We start from the raw sequence: 20,194 nt of genomic DNA, 5'->3' as shown, positions 1-20,194 counted from the left end.
GGCAAATAAACCGCATGATCAATCACGATACAATTGCAGCACAAGCCACTGCCCCAGGTCGAGGCGGTGTTGGTATTATTCGCGTTTCAGGAACCCTAGCCAAACAGGTTGCTGAAAAAATAATTGGCAAAGTCCCTAAAGTTCGCTATGCCGACTATGTGCCATTTAACACCCTTACAGGTCAGCAACTTGACCAAGGTATTGCGATTTACTTTGCCGGCCCACACTCATTTACCGGTGAAGACGTACTCGAACTTCAAGGCCATGGCGGCCCTGTTGTGCTTGATATGCTACTTAAAGAAATTAGTAAAATAGACGGGGTACGTTTAGCAAAGCCTGGTGAATTCTCTGAGCGTGCGTTTATGAACGACAAGCTTGATTTAACTCAAGCAGAAGCAATCGCCGACTTAATTAATGCAACCAGTGAGCAAGCGGCTAAAAGCGCCCTACAGTCACTTCAAGGCCAATTCTCTAAGCACATAGAAACCTTAGTTGAAAAAGTCATTCACTTGCGGATGTACGTAGAAGCCGCTATTGATTTTCCTGATGAAGAAATCGATTTTTTATCAGACGGAAAAGTGGGCGGTGATTTAAATGCCATTATTGAGCAGCTTAATGCCGTAACCAATCAAGCCAAACAAGGCAGCATAATGCGCGAAGGTATGCGCGTCGTAATTGCTGGTCGCCCTAATGCAGGTAAATCAAGCTTACTTAATGCATTAGCAGGGCGAGAAGCGGCCATCGTAACTGAAATAGCTGGCACCACTCGTGACGTATTACGTGAGCATATACATATAGATGGTATGCCACTGCATATAATCGACACCGCAGGCTTACGAGAAAGCCCAGATAAAGTTGAGCAAATAGGTATTGAACGTGCCTGGGATGAAATAAACCAAGCCGATCGGGTATTATTTATGCTTGATGGTACCGATACAACTGATACCGATCCACATGCTATTTGGCCTGAATTTATGGCTAAATTACCCCAAGGTATGGGCGTAACCGTGATCAGGAATAAAGCCGATTTATCTGGTGATACGGTTGGTATGGATCAAGAGCAACAATATCCGGTCATCAGTTTAAGCGCTAAAAATGCTGACGGTATAGAACTAGTGCGTGAGCACTTAAAAGCCTGCATTGGTTTTGATGGTGCCACAGAAGGTGGCTTTATGGCACGCCGTCGTCACTTAGATGCACTGGAACACGCAGCCTATCACTTAGATACCGGTAAAACACAATTAGAAATGCACGTGGCCGGTGAAATCCTCGCTGAAGAACTACGTTTAACACAGCAGTATCTTAACGAAATAACTGGTGAATTTACTTCTGATGATTTGCTTGGCAAAATTTTCAGCTCGTTCTGTATCGGTAAATAGTTGAACTAATAATTTAATCATTAAGGGCACCTAGGTGCCCTTTTTAATGTCCTACTATTTTTAATATCGACTCGCCAAAATGTATTTTAATAACTCACTTTAAAAACCAAACAGACTAAAAAATATAGCTAAATTGCACCAATATTAGCCTCCATTCATGTTTAAAAATGTGTTTAAGGCAGATGAGCTAAACCTATAATCACACCAAACAACAGATAAACTACCTACATTAATAGTAAAAAATTAAGCTTATTTCCCCCCTAAAAGAGAACCTATTACATTAGCTTTTCAAGCTGGGGCATAGGTAATTATCAAACCATAAAAATAAAACGTACCTAAAAAGTAAGTTTGATCGCCCACTCCACCAGCAAAATATAGTTAATTTCTTAGTTTAAATTGATGAAAATTATTTTTTTGCAGATCAGTTATCCACAATTGGGGTTTTATTGCCTTGAAAATGAGTTAAAAGCGATAAAAAGTAAAAATATGCTGTGTTTAAATAAGCTAAATAGCAATTTTTAGAAAATAAAAATGGATTTTTAGTCTGATCTGCATAAATAGATCATTTTTTAAAATTATTTTCGATCCCAATTTTAAGTTATCAACATGCTTTGTATCCACACTAAGATCAACACGCCTTTATCTATAAATTTGTACTAGCTGGTGGTTAACACTCAATATAAAATCAATAACTTAGCAAACTATTAATAATATTAGTTTTTAGTTAAGCAGAGCTTTCCCCAACCTTATCAACAACTTGATCAGAAGATTACATTTAAAGATATTTTTTTAAATCATTAATAATCAATAAGTTAAGCAAGCAATTAATACCTAGGCTTAAATTACCACAAAAATAGTTATACAAAATAACACTCTTAACTTTACTGTTATACTCACTGAGCTATCATAGGCAGCAATTAAAACTAATAGTGATCAGCCATATTCATGAGTTCAGTAAATATTATCGTTGGTAGTCAAATGGGATCCGCCGAGTACGTTGCAGAGCAGTTAAATGATGCACTTAACAACCAAGGGATTAATAGCCAACTACACGATCAACCTGAATTTAATGAAATAGATCAACAAAATACTATTTGGTTAGTTTGTACATCAACCTACGGTGCGGGTGATTACCCTGACAACCTGATTGGTTTTATCGAACAAGTATCTCAAGTGGATGATCTTTCACATTTAAAGTATTCGGTTATTGCACTTGGCGATACTAGTTACGACACTTATAACCTTGCAGGGCGTAATATAGATACTCTTTTAAGCCAAAAAGGCGCTGTAAAAGTAGCACAACGTTTAGAGCTTAATATTCTTGATGAAGCACTGCCCGAAGATACGGCCTTAGCTTGGTTAGACTCATGGATAGCACAGACAGGTTTAAAATAGAAAGATCAAGCGAAAAGTTATAAATAAAGTTACCCACAATTTGCTAATAATTTAATAAGTTTTGTGGATAAACACTGATTAAGCTGCTTTTTTAGCCATGCTTATCCATGGGATAAGATCGAGACTTGATCGGCCTGTGTATAACAGCCTGTTTTGATCAGAGCTTATTTGCCTGAAGATCCGATCATACTAACACCTTTAGATCCGATCTAATTATATGTTTTTAATCATGATCTAAAGCTTATCAACAGAAAACCCGATCAGTAGTAGTAATAGTATTAAAAGATCTCTTTAAAAGATCCTTTATATTATTAGAGATCACTTACTTAGATCTTGAGCACTGTTTAATCATTTATCTTCTGCTAATTTCTAGGTAGAATACGCTCCCTTTTGAAGTTTACTGGTTTGATTTAAGTAGGATCCCATTAATGATTTTTCACGAAAATTTTGACGTTATCGTAGTAGGTGGTGGACATGCAGGCACTGAAGCCGCATTGGCAGCCGCCCGTATGGGGATGAATACCCTGCTGCTGACTCACAATATGGATACCCTTGGTCAAATGTCTTGTAACCCAGCAATTGGTGGCATTGGCAAAGGCCATCTGGTTAAAGAAATTGATGCCCTAGGTGGCGCAATGGCTCAAGCTATTGACAAAGGCGGGATCCAATTCCGCACGCTTAATTCATCTAAAGGCCCTGCTGTACGAGCGACGCGTGCACAAGCGGATCGTGCCTTGTACAAAGCGGCTATTCAAAACACACTTCAAAACCAAGAAAACTTAAAGATTTTTCAGCAATCATGTGATGATCTAATCGTTGAAAATGATCGTGTAACCGGTGTGGTGACACAAATGGGTTTACGTTTTAGTGCACCTAGTGTGGTACTAACCGTGGGCACATTCTTAGGCGGTCAAATTCATATCGGCCTTGAAAATTTCAAAGGTGGCCGAGCTGGCGATCCGCCTTCAATTGCCTTAGCTGATCGCTTACGTGAATTACCATTTAGAGTAGATCGTCTAAAAACCGGTACGCCACCGCGTATTGATGCCCGGACTGTTGATTTTAGTAAAATGCAAGAACAACCAGGTGATGCACCAACACCGGTATTCTCATTTATGGGTAAACAAAGCGACCACCCACAACAAATTCCGTGTTACATCACCTACACCAATGAAAAAACACATGATGTTATTCGCAAAAACTTACATCGCTCACCTATGTACTCAGGTGTAATCGAAGGAATAGGCCCACGTTACTGTCCGTCTATTGAAGATAAAATTGTACGTTTTGCTGATAAAGATAAACACCAGATATTTGTAGAGCCAGAAGGTTTAACGTCATACGAGTTATACCCTAACGGTATTTCAACTAGCTTACCGTTCGATGTACAGTTAGAAATTGTGCAATCGATCACCGGCTTTGAGAACGCACATATTTGTCGTCCTGGCTACGCTATTGAATATGACTTTTTTGATCCACGCGATTTAAAACAATCATTAGAAACAAAGTTTATTGATGGCTTATTTTTTGCTGGTCAAATTAATGGTACTACCGGTTACGAAGAAGCGGGTGCGCAAGGTCTGATCGCAGGTATGAATGCAGCATTACAAGTACAAGGTAAAGAGTCGTGGACACCACGTCGTGATGAAGCCTATGTTGGCGTACTGATTGACGACTTAGCAACACTGGGTACAAAAGAACCGTACCGTATGTTTACTAGCCGCGCTGAATACCGTTTGCTACTTCGTGAAGACAACGCTGATATTCGTTTAACTGAAAAAGGTCGTGAACTAGGTTTAGTTAACGATGAACGTTGGCAAGCATTCAACGAAAAAATGGAAGTGATCGCTAAAGAGAAACAGCGTATTAAAGATACCTGGATCCATAAAGATCATGCCATGGTTAATAAAGTAAACGAATTACTAAAAACCCCACTTGTGCGTGAAGCCAGCTTAGAAGAATTACTGCGTCGTCCAGAAGTGCGTTATAACGACTTGATGGCGATCGAAGGACTCGGATCTGAGTTCACTAATCAGGCCGCCCTAGAACAGGTTGAAATTCATACAAAGTACGCAGGTTATATCGCGCGTCAACAAGATGAGATCAATAAGCAGCTTCGTCATGAAGAAACAATTTTACCAAAAGAGTTTGATTATAAAACCGTCTCTGGTTTATCAAACGAAGTAGTTGCTAAGCTAATTGATGCTCGTCCAGACACTATCGGCCAAGCTTCGCGTATTTCTGGTATCACCCCAGCGGCGATTTCGCTATTATTAGTGTATCTGAAGAAGCAAGGCTTGTTACGCAAAACTGCGTAACGGTAAAGGTACATTGTGTTACAGCAACAATTAACAACTTTGTTAGCGCAAACTGATATTGCGCTAACACAAAAACAACAGCAACAACTTGTCCGCTATGTTGAATTACTCGATAAGTGGAATAAAGCCTATAACTTAACCTCGGTACGTTTGCCTCAAGAAATGATGGTTAAACATATAATGGATAGCTTAGTTGTTGCTCCTCACTTGACCGGTCATCATTATATTGATGTTGGCACAGGTCCTGGTTTACCTGGCATAGTGTTAGCCATTGCTTTACCTGATACGCAATTTGTATTATTAGATAGTTTAGGTAAACGTGTGCGATTTTTAATGCATGTTAAACATGAGCTTGGTCTTGATAATGTCACCCCGGTGCAGTCAAGAGTTGAAGAATATCAACCAAGTGTTAAATTAGATGGCGTACTAAGTCGTGCATTTGCATCGTTACAAGATATGATTGACTGGTGCTCGCACTTAATTGATCATTCAGGTAAGTTCATTGCACTTAAAGGGGTATTTCCAAGTGAGGAATTAGACTCACTCCCTACAGGTGTTAAGTTTGAGCAAAAAATTGCATTAGAAGTACCGGATTTAGATGCACAACGACATTTAATAATTCTTTCTAAAGACTAGGGATCAGAGACACTGTGGCAAAAGTCATCGCATTAGCAAATCAAAAAGGTGGAGTAGGTAAAACTACCACTGCCGTTAATCTCGCTGCATCTATGGCTGCAACGAAGCGTAAAGTGCTGTTAATAGATCTCGACCCGCAAGGCAATGCGACCATGGGCAGTGGCGTCGACAAATATGGTGACGTCCCTACTATCTATGACTTGCTCATAGAAGATAAGCCTATTGATGAAGTGATTATTAAAGAAACCTCAGGCGAATATCATATGATTGCTGCAAACGGTGATGTGACCGCTGCAGAAGTTAAGCTGATGGAATTATTTGCGCGAGAAGTACGTTTGCGTAACGCGCTTGAAAAAATACAAGATCAGTATGAGTTTATTTTTATAGACTGCCCGCCTTCTTTAAATATGTTAACCGTTAATGCCATGGCCGCTGCCGATTCTATTTTAGTACCTATGCAATGTGAATATTATGCATTGGAAGGATTAACAGCGTTAATGGACACGATTACGCAACTTGCTAAGTTAGTTAACCCTAACTTACAGATTGAAGGCATACTTCGTACTATGTACGATCCGCGTAATCGACTAGCAAATGATGTATCAGAACAATTAAAACAACATTTTGGCGATAAAGTATACCGTACGGTGATCCCACGTAATGTTCGACTTGCAGAAGCCCCAAGTTTTGGTGCCCCAGCAATGTACTACGATCGAGCATCAAGTGGCGCGAAAGCATATTTAGCTCTCGCTGGTGAAATGCTACGCAGAAAAGAAAAAACAACTCCCGTTGTCGCCTAACTTTGAGGTAAAAAAATAACATGTCTGCTAAAAAAAGAGGTTTAGGCCGAGGACTCGATGCGCTTTTAAGTTCATCTAAACCTGCACCAAGCGAAGGCAAGGAACAGGACAATGCTAACGTAACCAGCGCAGTTGAAAATGCAGCGCAGCCTAGTAACAGTGAATTACAAAAACTACCGATCGAGCTTTTACACTCAGGTAAGTACCAACCTCGTAAAGACATGTCTGAAGAGGCACTCGAAGAACTCGCCAGTTCGATACGCTCACAAGGAATTATTCAACCTATCGTTGTGCGCCCTGTTGCGCATAACAGCTATGAGATTATTGCCGGTGAACGTCGTTGGCGTGCTGCGCAAATAGCTAAGCTTGAGTTTGTACCCTGTATTATTAAAGACGTACCTGATGAAGCTGCCGTTGCTATTGCTCTGATTGAAAATATTCAGCGTGAAGACTTAAACGCTATGGAAGAAGCGATTGCACTTAATCGGTTGCTTAATGAGTTTGAATTAACGCATCAACAAGTGGCTGATGCCGTTGGTAAATCACGTACGACCGTGACTAACTTATTACGCTTAAATAATCTAAATAACGATGTAAAAATTTTGTTAGAGCATGGTGACATTGAAATGGGCCACGCACGTTGCTTGTTAGCACTTGAAGGTGAAGTGCAATCAGATGCAGCACGTTTAGCTGTTGCAAAGGCATTGACCGTTCGCGAAACAGAAAAACTAGTACGCTCTATTTTAGAGCCAGCTCCAGCAAAAGAAGTAATAGAAAAAGACCCAGATGTTAAACAGTTAGAGCAGCAGCTTGCTGATAACCTAGGGGCAAAGGTAGAAATAAATTACAACAAAAAAGGCAAAGGGAAGTTGGTTATTTCTTACACTAATCTTGACGAGTTAGACGGTATTTTAAACCGTATCAATCAAGACTATTCCCACCATTAATTCATTGGATGTCTAAAAAGGGACATTTACAGCGATTTTGTGTTACAAAGCACCTACTCAAGTTGCAAAACTGGCAGGATTAAGTATAATTTCGCCAGTTTTCATACCCTGACAATTAGAGCGTCATAAAGGTTAATTAAAAGTGACTAATAAGTTAGCGAGCCCGTATAGGCTTGCCGCATTAAAATTAATTTGCCTTCAGGGATTTGTAGCCCTTTTAGCTGCACTAATAATTTTTATAGGTTGGGAAACCTATGCCGCACTTTCAGCTCTAGCTGGTGGCGCAGTCGCAGTACTTCCTAACTTTGTATTTGCGCTTTATGCATTCAGATATATGGGTGCAAGTCGAGCAAATCAAGCGTATGCCTCGTTAAAACGCGGCAACGGATTAAAATTTATGCTAACAATCGTTTTGTTTGCACTAATGCTAAAGCTTTATCCGGTAGTACTGCTACCTTTCTTTTGTGCTTATGTGTTGGTGTTGTTTACAGGATTGTTTACACCCGTTTTTTTTAAACATTAACTTTTGGGATATAACATGGCTGCAGAAGAAGTTACTCTATCTAGCCATATTCAGCACCACTTAACCAATGCTAAGATGTGCTCGACCGACGCCGGTCTTGCCTTCAATAAAGCATGTACGGATAGTGGCTTCTGGACATGGCATATAGATACCCTCGCATGGTCTATCGGACTAGGTCTAATATTTTTATGGATCTTCCGTAGTGCCGCAAAAAAATCAACTCTGGGTGTACCTGGAAAACTTCAATGTTTCATTGAAATGGTTGTTGAGTTCGTTGGCGACAACGTACGCGATACCTTCCACGGGAAAAGTAAGCTAATTGCACCATTAGCATTAACAATATTCGTTTGGATATTCTTAATGAACTTAATGGATTTAATCCCAGTTGACTTCCTACCTGCATTTGCTGGCTTTGTTGGCGAAACTGCATTCGGTATGGATTCACACGACGTATACATGAAAATTGTACCAACTACAGATATCAACATGACAGCTGCACTTGCGCTTGGCGTGTTCATTCTAATGATTGGTTACTCAATTAAAATCAAAGGTATCGGCGGTTTTATTAAAGAACTAACACTTCACCCGTTTAGTTCAAACAATACAGCTATGCAGATTCTTTTAATCCCATTCAACCTATTACTAGAACTTATCGCATTGGTTTCTAAGCCGTTTTCACTGGCTCTGCGTTTGTTCGGTAACTTATATGCAGGTGAGTTAATCTTCATCCTTATAGGTGCTGTAGGTTTAATGCAACTACCGTTGCACTTTGTGTGGGCTGTATTCCATATCTTAGTAATCGTATTGCAGGCATTCGTATTCATGATGCTTACAATCGTATACCTAAGCATGGCAAGTTCAGATAATCACTAATTACTATATTTACAATTTTACTTTTACTTTTAATACAATTGAAACTTTGGAGAAATAAATGGAAGCTTTAGAATTATTAAACGGCTTAAAATACATCGCAGTAGCTTTACTTATCGGTTTCGGTGCAATCGGCACAGCAATCGGTTTTGGTAACATGGGCGGTAAATTCCTTGAAGCATGTGCACGTCAACCTGAGCTAGCACCATCGCTACAAGTTAAAATGTTTATCCTTGCTGGTCTAATCGATGCTGTAGCAATGATTGGTGTTGGTATCGCGATGGTATTGTTGTTCGTACTTTAATTTTATTTTTTGAACAGCTTACTATTTAAGGAGGAGCGGTTGTGAACTTAAACGCCACTCTTATCGGTGAATTAATTGCGTTTACGGTGTTCGTATTATTTTGTATGAAATACGTATGGCCACCACTAAACGGTGCAATTGAAGCTCGCCAGAAGAAAATCGAAGATGGTTTAGCTGCCTCTGATAGAGCCGAGAAAGACTTAGAACTAGCGCAACAGAAAGCTGCAGAACAGCTTAAAGATGCAAAGGCTCAAGCGGCTGATATCATTGATCAAGCTAAAAAGCGTGCCGTGCTAATTGTTGACGAAGAAACTGTTCGTGGTCAGCAAGAGCGTGAAAAAATTATTGCTCAAGGGCACTCTGAAATTGAATCAGAGCGTAACCGTGTGACAGAAGAGCTACGTAAGCAAGTAGCAACTCTGGCAGTGGTTGGCGCAGAAAGAATTTTAGAGCGCGAAATCAATCAAGCCGCACATAGTGACATCGTTGAAAAACTTGTCGCTGAGCTGTAATTAGGAGGGTATGAGCATGTCTGAATTGACTACTATCGCTCGCCCATACGCTAAAGCGGCTTTTGAACTTGCCGTTGAAAAAGGCGCTATTGAAAGCTGGAATGACATGTTGTTCTTTGCTGGCCACGTTGCCAGCAATGAACAGGCATCTACCATTTTAGCTGGATTGCCTACTGCTACCGCACAAGCTGAGTTATTTATTAACTTATGTGGTGAGCAGCTCAACGAACAAGGTCAGAACCTAGTTAAGGTGATGGCTGAAAATGGACGTTTGATTGCACTACCTGAAGTTGCCCATTTATTTTCTGCTTTAAAAGCAGACTATGAAAAAGAAATCGATATTGATGTGATTTCGGCAACACCTCTTGCTGCAGCCCAGCAAGAATCATTGGTAGCGGCACTTGAAAAACGTTTCGCACGCAAAGTTAAGCTGAATTGTAGTGAAGACGCTACAGTAGTTGGCGGCCTTATTATTAAGGCAGGCGACACTGTAATTGACGGCTCTTTACGCGGTAAATTAAATCGCTTAGCCACAACACTACAATCGTAATTGGGAAAAAGAGCATGCAACTTAATTCCACTGAAATTTCAGATCTGATCAAACAACGTATTGAGAAGTTCGAAGTTGTAAGTGAAGCTCGTAACGAAGGTACAATTGTATCTGTTACTGACGGTATCATTCGCATCCACGGTCTAGCTGACTGTATGCAAGGTGAGATGATTGAGCTTCCTGGCAACCGTTATGCTATCGCACTAAACCTTGAGCGTGACTCAATTGGTGCAGTAGTAATGGGTCCTTACGCTGACCTTACAGAAGGCGTAAAAGTATACACTACTGGTCGTATCTTAGAAGTTCCTGTTGGTGCGGGTCTACTTGGTCGTGTTGTAAACACGCTAGGTGCTCCTATCGATGGTAAAGGCGCTTTAGATAACGACGGTTTTGAACCTGTAGAAAAAATTGCACCAGGTGTAATCGAGCGTCAATCAGTAGATGAGCCAGTACAAACTGGTTACAAATCTATCGATGCGATGATTCCAGTTGGTCGTGGTCAGCGTGAGCTTGTTATCGGTGACCGCCAAACAGGTAAAACTGCACTAGCAATCGATGCAATCATCAACCAAAAAGACACAGGCGTTAAGTGTGTGTACGTAGCGGTTGGTCAAAAAGCATCTACTATTGCTAACGTAGTACGTAAATTAGAAGAGCACGGTGCACTTGCAAATACTATCGTAGTTGTAGCATCTGCTTCTGAATCTGCGGCACTTCAGTACTTAGCACCGTTCTCGGGCTGTACTATGGGTGAATACTTCCGTGACCGTGGTGAAAACGCATTAATCGTATATGATGATTTATCTAAGCAAGCTGTTGCTTACCGTCAAATCTCATTGCTACTTAAGCGTCCACCAGGCCGTGAAGCATACCCAGGTGACGTATTCTACCTTCACTCGCGTCTTTTAGAGCGTGCATCACGTGTAAACACTGATTACGTAGAAAAGTTCACTAATGGTGAAGTGAAAGGTAAAACAGGTTCACTGACGGCATTGCCTATCATTGAAACTCAAGGCGGCGACGTTTCTGCGTTCGTACCGACAAACGTTATCTCTATCACCGATGGTCAGATCTTCTTAGAAACTGACTTATTCAACTCAGGTATCCGTCCGGCAGTAAATGCTGGTATCTCGGTATCGCGTGTTGGTGGTGCTGCACAAACTAAAATCGTTAAGAAACTAGGTGGCGGTATCCGTCTAGCCCTAGCTCAGTACCGTGAATTAGCTGCGTTCTCGCAGTTCGCGTCTGACCTTGATGATGCTACTCGTGCTCAACTTGAGCATGGTGAGCGTGTAACAGAGCTAATGAAGCAGAAACAGTACGCGCCAATGTCTGTTGCTGAAATGTCTTTGTCGTTATTCGCAGCTGAGAAAGGTTACTTGCAAGACATCGAAATCTCTAAAATCATGGATTTCGAAGCGGCATTACTTTCTTTCGCAAATAGCACATACGCAGAGCTTATGGCTCAAATCAATGAAACTGGTAACTACAACGCCGAGATCGAAGCGCAGCTTAAAGAACTTCTAGAGAAGTGCAAGTCTACGCAAACTTGGTAATTTAGTTATTAATGGTGTGCTTTATATCCTAAAGCACACCTTGATTCGGAGAGAGAGTCATGGCCAGCGGAAAAGAGATTAAAAGCAAGATCGGCAGTATTAAAAATACTCAAAAGATCACTAGCGCAATGGAAATGGTTGCTGCGTCTAAAATGAAAAAGGCGCAAGAACGAGTGGCTTCAAGCCGTCCATACGCTGAAAAATTACGTAAAGTGATTGGTCGTGTTGCTCAAGCAAATCTTGATTTTACTCACCCGTTCTTAGAAGAACGTGAAGTAAAACGAGTTGGTTATATTGTTATCTCTACTGACCGTGGTCTATGTGGTGGCTTAAACTCAAATGAGTTTAAGAAAGTTGCATTAGACATTAAAGCGTGGAAAGAGAAAGGCGTAGATGCTGATTTTGCTACTTTAGGTAGTAAAGCAGCTGGCTTCTTTCAACGTTTTGGTGGTCAAGTACTTGCTAAAAAAGCAGGTCTTGGAGATAAGCCTTCAGTACAGGACGTAATTGGTCCGGTAAAAATAATGCTAGATGCATTCTCTGAAGGTAAAATTGACCGTTTATTCCTGGTATATAACAACTTTGTTAATACCATGAAGCAAGAGCCAATAGTAGATCAGTTACTCCCTTTGCCAAAAGCTGAAGAAGAAGTATCTACACATGCGTGGGATTACTTATATGAACCAAACCCAGAGGCTATTTTAGAGTCTTTGTTAGTACGTTTCATTGAATCTCAAGTATACCAAGGTGTAGTTGAAAACGCTGCCTCTGAACAGGCTGCCCGCATGGTTGCAATGAAAGCTGCAACTGATAATGCCGGTGACCTTATGGATGAGTTACAGCTTGTATATAACAAAGCTCGCCAAGCAGCAATCACACAAGAAATTAGTGAGATTTGTTCTGGTTCAGCAGCAGTTTAATGCTTCAGGCAAAGATTAACGAGAGGAATAGACATGAGTTTAGGTAAGGTCGTCCAAATTATCGGCGCCGTTGTGGATATCGAATTTCCACAAGACAGCGTGCCAGCCGTATATGACGCGCTAAAAGTAACAGATGGCGATTTAGCTGGTTTGACTTTAGAAGTTCAACAGCAGCTAGGTGGCGGTGTGGTACGTACTATCGCACTAGGTACTACAGACGGTTTACGTCGTGGTGCTTCAGTAGAAAACACAGGCGAAGCAATTCAAGTTCCAGTTGGTACTAAGACCCTAGGTCGTATCATGAACGTACTTGGTGAGCCAATTGATGAAGCAGGTCCAATCGGTGAAGACGAGCGTATGTCTATCCACCGTGCAGCACCTACTTACGAAGAGCAATCAAGCTCAGTTGAACTTTTAGAAACGGGTATCAAGGTAATCGACCTTGTATGTCCATTCGCTAAAGGTGGTAAAGTTGGTTTATTCGGTGGTGCCGGTGTTGGTAAAACCGTAAACATGATGGAACTTATCCGTAACATCGCAATCGAGCACAGCGGCTACTCAGTATTCGCAGGTGTTGGTGAGCGTACTCGTGAGGGTAACGATTTCTACCATGAGATGAACGATTCAAACGTACTTGATAAAGTATCGCTTGTATACGGTCAGATGAACGAGCCACCGGGTAACCGTTTACGCGTAGCGTTAACAGGTCTTACTATGGCTGAGAAGTTCCGTGACGAAGGTCGCGACGTACTTTTCTTCGTAGATAACATCTACCGTTATACACTTGCGGGTACAGAAGTATCAGCACTTCTTGGTCGTATGCCATCAGCGGTAGGTTACCAGCCTACACTTGCTGAAGAAATGGGTGTACTTCAAGAGCGTATCGCATCTACTAAGACTGGTTCAATTACTTCAATCCAAGCGGTATACGTACCTGCGGATGATTTAACGGATCCATCTCCAGCAACAACGTTTGCTCACTTAGATGCAACAGTGGTACTTTCACGTGATATCGCATCACTAGGTATCTACCCAGCGGTAGACCCTCTTGATTCATCTTCACGTCAGCTTGATCCACAAGTAATCGGTGAAGAGCATTACGGTATAGCGCGCGGCGTTCAAACAGTTCTTCAGCGTTACAAAGAACTTAAAGACATCATCGCGATTCTAGGTATGGACGAGCTTTCTGACGAAGATAAGCAACTTGTATCTCGTGCACGTAAAATCCAGCGTTTCCTATCTCAGCCATTCTTCGTGGCAGAGGTATTTACAGGTGCGCCAGGTAAATACGTTTCACTTAAAGACACAATTGCAGGCTTCAAAGGTATCTTAAACGGTGAGTTTGATGATATGCCAGAGCAAGCGTTCTACATGGTTGGCTCTATTGAAGAAGCTCAAGAAAAAGCCAAAAGCATGTAATTAGGAGGGTAGTATGGCAGCTATGACTGTACATCTTGATGTAGTAAGTGCTGAAGAGAAATTATTTTCTGGTTTAGTAGAATCTATTCAAGTATCTGGTAGTGAAGGTGAGTTAGGTGTTAATGCCGGTCACGCCCCACTACTAACTGCCCTTAAACCTGGTATGGTACGTTTAGTTAAGCAATTTGGTGAAGAAGAACTCATCTATATTGCTGGCGGTACACTAGAAGTTCAACCGAACATAGTAACCGTACTTGCTGATACAGCTGTTCGTGGTGAAGACCTGGACGAGAAAGCTGCAGAGCAAGCTAAACGTGACGCTGAAGCCCAAATGGCAAAAGGTGCATCTGCTGAGCTTGATTACAATCAAGCCGCAATGCAACTAGCTGAAGCAATTGCTCAGCTACGCGTTATTCAGCAATTACGTAAAAAGTAAGCCTATCTGGTTTTTAAAAGCCCACTTTATGTGGGCTTTTTTGTGCCTGATGATAAATCCTGTCGCTATTTGTAAATAAATTAATCGTTATGGCTAATATCTCTTCATTATTACTTATATCTACGCAAGATCCTCGCTACAATAACCCTATTCTATTAGGTGTTACTTTGCTTAAGTTAAGATTCAGTAGTCATTGCTTAGCCTACTGAGTATTTGCACATGATGTGACTTACGTAATCTACTTTGCAGCACACTTATTCTATTAAGCTAAAACAACGGAAAAAGGAAATTGTTTTAATGTCTTTAACAACGGTTATTCTTGCAGCGGGTAAAGGTACTCGTATGCGCTCTGCTCTGCCTAAGGTACTGCATAAAGTGGCAGGTAAACCTATGGTGCAACATGTTATCGATAATGCCAATGCGCTAGGTGCTACATCGACTAACTTAGTTTATGGTCACGGCGGCGAACTATTACAACAACAATTAGCCGATAATAACGTAAACTGGGTGCTGCAAGCTGAACAGCTAGGTACAGGCCATGCAGTGGCACAAGCAAACCCTCATATAAATGACGACGACACCGTACTGGTTTTATACGGTGACGTACCTTTAACAAAGCAATCTACACTTGAACGCTTATTAGCAGCGACACCTAAAAATGGTTTAGCAGTATTAACCGTTAATTTAGCAAACCCAAATGGTTACGGGCGTATGCTACGTGTTGATGGCAAGCTAGTGGGTATTGTTGAACAAAAAGATGCTACCGCAGAGCAGTTACTTATTAACGAAGTAAACACTGGCATTATGGCGGTTAATGGTAAGCTTTTAAAAACATGGTTAGGTAACTTGTCTAACAATAATGCCCAAGGCGAATACTACCTCACAGATATAGTCGCTATGGCGCACAGTGAAGGTGTAGAAATTACATCAGCACAACCAGATCACCCAATGGAAGTTGAAGGTGCAAATAACCGCGTACAACTTGCAGGCCTTGAGCGCGCTTATCAAGCATGGCAAGCAGAAGAGCTGATGCTAAATGGTGCAACTCTTGCCGACCCTGCGCGTATTGATGTGCGTGGCGACGTTAAAACAGGGGAAGACGTCCTCATCGATATCAACGTTATTTTTGAAGGCAATGTAACGCTTGGTAATAACGTACAAATTGGACCTAACTGTGTACTTAAAAACTGTAGCATCGGTGACAATGTTATTATTAAAGCCAATACACTAATTGAAGATGCATCAGTTGCGGCTCAATGTACACTCGGTCCATACGCCCGCCTTCGTCCTGGTGCAGTAATGGAAGAAGACTCGCACATTGGCAATTTTGTCGAAATGAAAAAAACCCGTTTAGGCAAAGGTTCTAAAGCAAACCACTTAAGTTACTTAGGTGATGCTGAAATTGGCGAGAAAGTAAATATTGGCGCAGGCACTATTACCTGTAACTACGATGGCGTGAATAAAGCCAAAACCATTATTGGCGATAATGCCTTTATAGGGTCTAATTCATCACTGGTCGCTCCTGTAAATATAGGTGCAACCGCTACCGTTGGCGCAGGCTCTGTTATTACCAATGCCGTAGCGGATGATCAGCTAGCGGTAGCACGTGGCAAGCAACGTAATTTAGATGGTTGGAAACGTCCTGTTAAAAAATAGTAATGACCATTACTTATTAAATATTTAAAGCGAGTTTTATAACTCGCTTTTTTATTGTCTATATATCTTAATTAGATTATTCAATAGCACATAAAAATATAACTCAAGGAAGTGTAACATGTCAGCTTATGCTCATTGGGCAATCGTTGAAAGACAACGCCAAAGTCAGTTAAAAAGTATCTTGTCAGGTAATAGTCTATTCATTATTTATAAGCTTTAATAAAGCACTGAGTGAAGACCCTTATGGAGTATTCGGTGCATTATTTGGGGTTCCGAGCATAAAAATATTATGAAAATATTTAAATGGGAAAAAGCAAGTAAGAGTAGTAGAAACTTCGCTTTCAAAGGATTATGTATAAATTTGTTAGGGCCTATCGTAATTTGCATTCTTTGCTTTGCTCTAATTTATACCGTCATCTCAGAAATTACTTTACTGGAAGCTGTTGGGTCTAGTTCTTTTATTAAAGAAAAAAGTGGAAAGGTTTTTTTACTTTTTTTCCTTTTCCCTTTTTCTTTATTTTTTTTAGCTTCTATTCAGAAGTTATTAAATTATAAATCTGAATACTTAATGACAGGCTTTGTTAAAGGGTTGTTTATTGCATTATCTTTATTTCTTTTGCTAGTAATCCCTTTCAACTTATATATAGAGTCATATATAAAAAGCAATGGCTATACTTATTGCAATTGGTATACCAGTCCATCATTCAGAGGTCCCGATGTTTGGTTGAAAAACGATGAGTTATGCTTACAAGATGGTTCTGTAATCACTCGTGATATTTATTATTGGTTTGAAATGCATAATGAAAAAGGAATTGAGCCAACACTTAATGAACTTGAAGTTTTTATACAAGAAACTAGAGCAGAGTATAATCGTTAAAATTAACTCAAAATTGCTGCAGTCGTTTTTATTTAAAATAACCAGCTAAGCTAAATAATTTTATCGAGGGGATTTTTCTGGCTTCCAGAGGTAAATTTCACCCTAATAAAAATGAGCTATAAACAATGTCTATTTTAGAATGGGAAAAATCCGAAGAACGTTTTACAGAACAAAGCTTCGAGCATAAATTAACTGTTGTGATAGGCCTGTTTGCTTTTATATTATTTACAATTGCTTTATTTTATTTCTCTTATTATGGGTTTGTTGAAAATGTTTATTTTGATGATTCGCTTTATTATATTCGAGAAAGCGGCTTGTTAGCTCCGATAATAGTAATGGCTCCATTTCCTGTTTTAATGACAATTGCAGGTTTACAAAAAGTATTGAACTTTCGCAATGAAAAAACAATAAGGTTAATAGTAAAGCTTATGCTGCGCGCAATACCTTTATATATAATTTTATCTATTGCTAATAGTTTTTACATTGAGTCTAAATTAACACGCGAGGGATATAGCTTTTGTAATTGGTATACCAGTCCATCATTCAGAGGTCCCGATGTTTGGCTAAAAAACGATGAGTTATGCTTACAAGATGGCTCTGTCATAATCAGTGATGTTACCGATTGGTTTGAACAGAAAAACCAGCAAGGTATTGAGCCTTCCGTTGATGAGTTAAAAGAGTTTATAAAAATAACTCGAAAAAGACGCGATGATTATATAAATAATATGTAGCAGCCAGTCTGATTAAATAAGCTAACCCCCACAAAAAAGTGAGTTTTATACTCGCTTTTTTATTGCCTAAATATTCTATAAATAAAAATGCCATACTGTTGTCATCCCTGTGTGTTGATATTTAACGAATACAACACTAAGGAAAACAATAATGTTAAACAAATCAATAATAGCCCTTTCTTTGCTATCACTATTAACTGGTTGCTCACTAGATGGTGATGACGGCCAAGATGGCGTACAGGGTGTACAAGGTACAGCGGGTAATAATGGCGAAAACGGCACTAATGAAAATTCAGCTTTAAATATCAATCTTATTGGCCGCGCAGTACTCAATGCACAAAGCCCGGAAGGGGCAGCTGAAATAGTCGCCTACCAAGCCTCTAAAAAATGGATTTATGCCATTAATAGCTCTGGTGATGAAGCCGTTGTGAATATCATTCCTACCGATACGTTCGACACTGCAGCATTAGTAAAAGATAACGAAGGTATTGTAACCGCGACCAACTTAGCCTCTGCCATTACGCTCTCACTAAATGAAAATACGCCTGGCGATGCAAACAGCATAGCTATCGATGCGAATAACCAATTATTAGCGGTAGCAATGGCTGCTACAAGCGTGGGCGAAGCTGGCCAAATAGCGTTTTACAATATTAGCGGAGATACACCAGTATTTATTAAAAATGTAACAGTAGGTGCCCTACCCGACATGGTGGCATTTAGTCATGATGGTGCAAAAGTAGTGGTTGCTAATGAAGGTGAACCTAATGGCGACTACAGTATCGATCCCGAAGGCACTATTAGCATTATCGATATCACTAACGGCACTATTGCCGATAATGCTTTGAGCATAAACTTTCAAGATTACAATAATCAGCAATCTGAATTAGAAGCGCAGGGTTTAGTGTTTGCCAATCCTACTGGACGTACTATTAATGGTAATTTAATAAATACCACCGTTGCTATGGATTTAGAGCCAGAGTATGTAAGTATTTCCAAGGATAATAAATACGCCTATGTCTCTATTCAAGAAAATAACGGCCTAGCTATCATCAACCTTGAAGATAATTCCCTTGAGCTAAAAGGGCTCGGTTTTAAAGATTGGTCAAACTTACAATTTGACGCTTCAGACAAAGACGGCGGTGTTAACTTTAAATCATACCCTGGTTTATATGGCATGTATCAGCCAGATACAATTGCAAGTTTTAGTTGGAAAGGAGCCAACTTTATTGTATCTGCCAATGAGGGTGATGCACGCGAATACTTTTTTGATGCCAGCGATGAAGCTGATTGTATAGCCAAGGGGGGGCTTGATTATGACGCTAAAGATGGATGTTTGGCATACATAGATGAAAGCCGCGTAGAAGATCTAGCTCTCGCAGCTAACTTCGATTACTTAAATAACGATGATAACGACATTGGTCGTTTAAAAGTTACAACAGTAAAAGGTGATAACAATAACGATGGCCAATACGAATCGCTTTATGCTTATGGCGCACGCTCATTTACCATTTGGGATAGCAGTGGGCTGGTGGTGTTTGACTCAGGCGATCAAATTGCACGGGTGACCGCTTCTATTCATGGTAACGCGTTTAATAACAACGAAGATGAAAACAAAGGCGATACACGCTCAGATGATAAAGGGGCAGAACCCGAAGCGCTAACATTAGGTAAGGTTGGCGATAGGTTGTTTGCTTTTGTTGGCTTAGAGCGTATGGGCACAATAATGGTGTTTGATATAACCAACCCTTACGATGTGAAATTTCAAGACTACTTCTATAATCGTGGTTTAGAACCAAGTGCAGATATAAGTGGCGACCTTGCTCCTGAAGGAATGACATTTGTTCCTGCAGCGCAAAGTGCAACAAACGAAGCACTGCTTATAGTAGGTAATGAAATCTCAGGCTCAATTGCCGTATGGGAAATAGCAACTCAGTAATTAATAAAGTGTTATGTAAAAGCGATTAGCAGTTATCTATAAATCGCTTTTACTTCCTCCCCCTCTTGCGATTATGCCTTATGTGAATGAATTTTAATCAAAAACAGCTCTGCAGCCCTTTGTTTGTATGGTTACTGTACTAAATTGAAATTAATTTAATAAAACTGAAATAAAGCATTGACCCTCTCCAGAATATCCCTATAATGCGCATCCACTGACCCGGCAGGCAGCAATGAAAAGCGCTGAACAAACGGTAAGTGAGTCGAGTAAAACTTAGCTTTCAAATCTTTTAAAAGAAAATGAAAATTAAGTGTTGACAAAAAAATAGGAAAGCGTAATATGCGCAGCCCTAGCGAGATAAAGTTTAACGCTTTAATCGCAACGTTCTTTAACAATATAAAGCAATCATCTGTGTGGGCACTCGTACAG

General features: G+C 40.3%; 19 protein-coding genes. All 19 read left to right on the top strand.

The features are described 5' to 3' along the window. Nucleotides 1–14 precede the first annotated feature (14 nt). Nucleotides 15–1,379: a tRNA uridine-5-carboxymethylaminomethyl(34) synthesis GTPase MnmE gene (gene mnmE, locus DK924_RS18145; RefSeq protein WP_109875831.1), complete on the top strand. Its 1,365-nt coding sequence runs from the start codon at nucleotides 15–17 to the stop codon at nucleotides 1,377–1,379. A gap of 945 nt (nucleotides 1,380–2,324) precedes the next feature. Then, complete coding sequence (mioC, locus tag DK924_RS18140) at nucleotides 2,325–2,774, top strand: FMN-binding protein MioC (protein WP_109875830.1); 450 nt, start codon at nucleotides 2,325–2,327, stop codon at nucleotides 2,772–2,774. Nucleotides 2,775–3,202: 428 nt separating this feature from the next. Then, nucleotides 3,203–5,092, top strand: coding sequence for a tRNA uridine-5-carboxymethylaminomethyl(34) synthesis enzyme MnmG (mnmG, locus tag DK924_RS18135; RefSeq protein WP_008112111.1), 1,890 nt, complete (start codon nucleotides 3,203–3,205; stop codon nucleotides 5,090–5,092). Between the two features lie 15 nt (nucleotides 5,093–5,107). Beyond that, the gene (rsmG, locus tag DK924_RS18130) at nucleotides 5,108–5,728 is read left to right on the top strand and encodes a 16S rRNA (guanine(527)-N(7))-methyltransferase RsmG (RefSeq protein WP_109875829.1); all 621 of its coding nucleotides are present in this window, start codon (nucleotides 5,108–5,110) and stop codon (nucleotides 5,726–5,728) included. Between the two features lie 14 nt (nucleotides 5,729–5,742). Beyond that, a complete protein-coding gene (locus tag DK924_RS18125) occupies nucleotides 5,743–6,528 on the top strand; it encodes a ParA family protein (protein WP_008112117.1) in 786 nt (261 codons plus the stop codon). Between the two features lie 20 nt (nucleotides 6,529–6,548). After that, on the top strand, nucleotides 6,549–7,475 hold the full coding sequence (locus tag DK924_RS18120) for a ParB/RepB/Spo0J family partition protein (protein WP_008112119.1): 927 nt from the start codon (nucleotides 6,549–6,551) through the stop codon (nucleotides 7,473–7,475). 142 nt (nucleotides 7,476–7,617) lie between these two features. Beyond that, nucleotides 7,618–7,998 carry an ATP synthase subunit I gene (locus DK924_RS18115; RefSeq protein ID WP_109875828.1) on the top strand — a complete coding sequence of 127 codons (381 nt, stop codon included), beginning with the start codon at nucleotides 7,618–7,620 and terminating at the stop codon, nucleotides 7,996–7,998. A gap of 15 nt (nucleotides 7,999–8,013) precedes the next feature. Continuing rightward, a complete protein-coding gene (atpB, locus tag DK924_RS18110) occupies nucleotides 8,014–8,871 on the top strand; it encodes a F0F1 ATP synthase subunit A (RefSeq protein WP_008112123.1) in 858 nt (285 codons plus the stop codon). 58 nt (nucleotides 8,872–8,929) lie between these two features. Continuing rightward, nucleotides 8,930–9,172 carry a F0F1 ATP synthase subunit C gene (atpE, locus tag DK924_RS18105; RefSeq protein WP_008112128.1) on the top strand — a complete coding sequence of 81 codons (243 nt, stop codon included), beginning with the start codon at nucleotides 8,930–8,932 and terminating at the stop codon, nucleotides 9,170–9,172. Nucleotides 9,173–9,213: 41 nt separating this feature from the next. Then, nucleotides 9,214–9,684 carry a F0F1 ATP synthase subunit B gene (gene atpF, locus DK924_RS18100; RefSeq protein ID WP_008112130.1) on the top strand — a complete coding sequence of 157 codons (471 nt, stop codon included), beginning with the start codon at nucleotides 9,214–9,216 and terminating at the stop codon, nucleotides 9,682–9,684. Between the two features lie 16 nt (nucleotides 9,685–9,700). Further along, the gene (gene atpH, locus DK924_RS18095; protein ID WP_008112132.1) at nucleotides 9,701–10,234 is read left to right on the top strand and encodes a F0F1 ATP synthase subunit delta; all 534 of its coding nucleotides are present in this window, start codon (nucleotides 9,701–9,703) and stop codon (nucleotides 10,232–10,234) included. A 14-nt stretch (nucleotides 10,235–10,248) separates the two neighbouring features. Further along, nucleotides 10,249–11,790 (top strand): F0F1 ATP synthase subunit alpha, encoded by a 1,542-nt coding sequence (atpA, locus tag DK924_RS18090; RefSeq protein WP_008112134.1) that lies wholly within the window; start codon nucleotides 10,249–10,251, stop codon nucleotides 11,788–11,790. A 59-nt stretch (nucleotides 11,791–11,849) separates the two neighbouring features. Continuing rightward, nucleotides 11,850–12,710 carry a F0F1 ATP synthase subunit gamma gene (gene atpG / locus DK924_RS18085; RefSeq protein ID WP_008112136.1) on the top strand — a complete coding sequence of 287 codons (861 nt, stop codon included), beginning with the start codon at nucleotides 11,850–11,852 and terminating at the stop codon, nucleotides 12,708–12,710. A 33-nt stretch (nucleotides 12,711–12,743) separates the two neighbouring features. Further along, a complete protein-coding gene (gene atpD, locus DK924_RS18080) occupies nucleotides 12,744–14,129 on the top strand; it encodes a F0F1 ATP synthase subunit beta (protein ID WP_008112138.1) in 1,386 nt (461 codons plus the stop codon). Nucleotides 14,130–14,142: 13 nt separating this feature from the next. Beyond that, nucleotides 14,143–14,565, top strand: a complete 423-nt coding sequence (locus tag DK924_RS18075; RefSeq protein WP_008112140.1) for a F0F1 ATP synthase subunit epsilon — start codon at nucleotides 14,143–14,145, stop codon at nucleotides 14,563–14,565. 297 nt (nucleotides 14,566–14,862) lie between these two features. After that, complete coding sequence (glmU, locus tag DK924_RS18070) at nucleotides 14,863–16,221, top strand: bifunctional UDP-N-acetylglucosamine diphosphorylase/glucosamine-1-phosphate N-acetyltransferase GlmU (protein WP_109875827.1); 1,359 nt, start codon at nucleotides 14,863–14,865, stop codon at nucleotides 16,219–16,221. Between the two features lie 289 nt (nucleotides 16,222–16,510). Then, entirely contained in the window at nucleotides 16,511–17,098 is a 588-nt protein-coding gene (locus DK924_RS18065) for a DUF1240 domain-containing protein (protein WP_258306484.1), read from the top strand. Between the two features lie 125 nt (nucleotides 17,099–17,223). Further along, nucleotides 17,224–17,829: a DUF1240 domain-containing protein gene (locus DK924_RS18060; RefSeq protein ID WP_109875826.1), complete on the top strand. Its 606-nt coding sequence runs from the start codon at nucleotides 17,224–17,226 to the stop codon at nucleotides 17,827–17,829. 151 nt (nucleotides 17,830–17,980) lie between these two features. Beyond that, on the top strand, nucleotides 17,981–19,765 hold the full coding sequence (locus DK924_RS18055; protein ID WP_109875825.1) for a choice-of-anchor I family protein: 1,785 nt from the start codon (nucleotides 17,981–17,983) through the stop codon (nucleotides 19,763–19,765). The last annotated feature ends 429 nt before the right edge of the window (nucleotides 19,766–20,194 follow it).

This window comes from Pseudoalteromonas sp. meg-B1 (genome assembly GCF_003173795.1).
GTDB classification, from domain to species: Bacteria; Pseudomonadota; Gammaproteobacteria; order Enterobacterales; family Alteromonadaceae; genus Pseudoalteromonas; species Pseudoalteromonas undina.
Note: the sequence above shows the minus strand (reverse complement) of the source record. Positions and strands in the feature narration are given on the sequence as shown.

Bases quoted from the DNA above. Each gene is read 5' to 3' on its own strand.
- atpB (WP_008112123.1), top strand. From the start codon at position 8,014: ATGGCTGCAGAAGAAGTTACTCTATCTAGCCATATTCAGCACCACTTA.
- atpH (WP_008112132.1), top strand. From the start codon at position 9,701: ATGTCTGAATTGACTACTATCGCTCGCCCATACGCTAAAGCGGCTTTT.
- atpE (WP_008112128.1), top strand. From the start codon at position 8,930: ATGGAAGCTTTAGAATTATTAAACGGCTTAAAATACATCGCAGTAGCT.
- DK924_RS18065 (WP_258306484.1), top strand. From the start codon at position 16,511: ATGAAAATATTTAAATGGGAAAAAGCAAGTAAGAGTAGTAGAAACTTC.
- atpA (WP_008112134.1), top strand. From the start codon at position 10,249: ATGCAACTTAATTCCACTGAAATTTCAGATCTGATCAAACAACGTATT.
- glmU (WP_109875827.1), top strand. From the start codon at position 14,863: ATGTCTTTAACAACGGTTATTCTTGCAGCGGGTAAAGGTACTCGTATG.
- atpD (WP_008112138.1), top strand. From the start codon at position 12,744: ATGAGTTTAGGTAAGGTCGTCCAAATTATCGGCGCCGTTGTGGATATC.
- atpG (WP_008112136.1), top strand. From the start codon at position 11,850: ATGGCCAGCGGAAAAGAGATTAAAAGCAAGATCGGCAGTATTAAAAAT.
- DK924_RS18055 (WP_109875825.1), top strand. From the start codon at position 17,981: ATGTTAAACAAATCAATAATAGCCCTTTCTTTGCTATCACTATTAACT.
- mnmE (WP_109875831.1), top strand. From the start codon at position 15: ATGATCAATCACGATACAATTGCAGCACAAGCCACTGCCCCAGGTCGA.
- DK924_RS18060 (WP_109875826.1), top strand. From the start codon at position 17,224: ATGTCTATTTTAGAATGGGAAAAATCCGAAGAACGTTTTACAGAACAA.
- DK924_RS18075 (WP_008112140.1), top strand. From the start codon at position 14,143: ATGGCAGCTATGACTGTACATCTTGATGTAGTAAGTGCTGAAGAGAAA.
- DK924_RS18120 (WP_008112119.1), top strand. From the start codon at position 6,549: ATGTCTGCTAAAAAAAGAGGTTTAGGCCGAGGACTCGATGCGCTTTTA.
- mioC (WP_109875830.1), top strand. From the start codon at position 2,325: ATGAGTTCAGTAAATATTATCGTTGGTAGTCAAATGGGATCCGCCGAG.
- mnmG (WP_008112111.1), top strand. From the start codon at position 3,203: ATGATTTTTCACGAAAATTTTGACGTTATCGTAGTAGGTGGTGGACAT.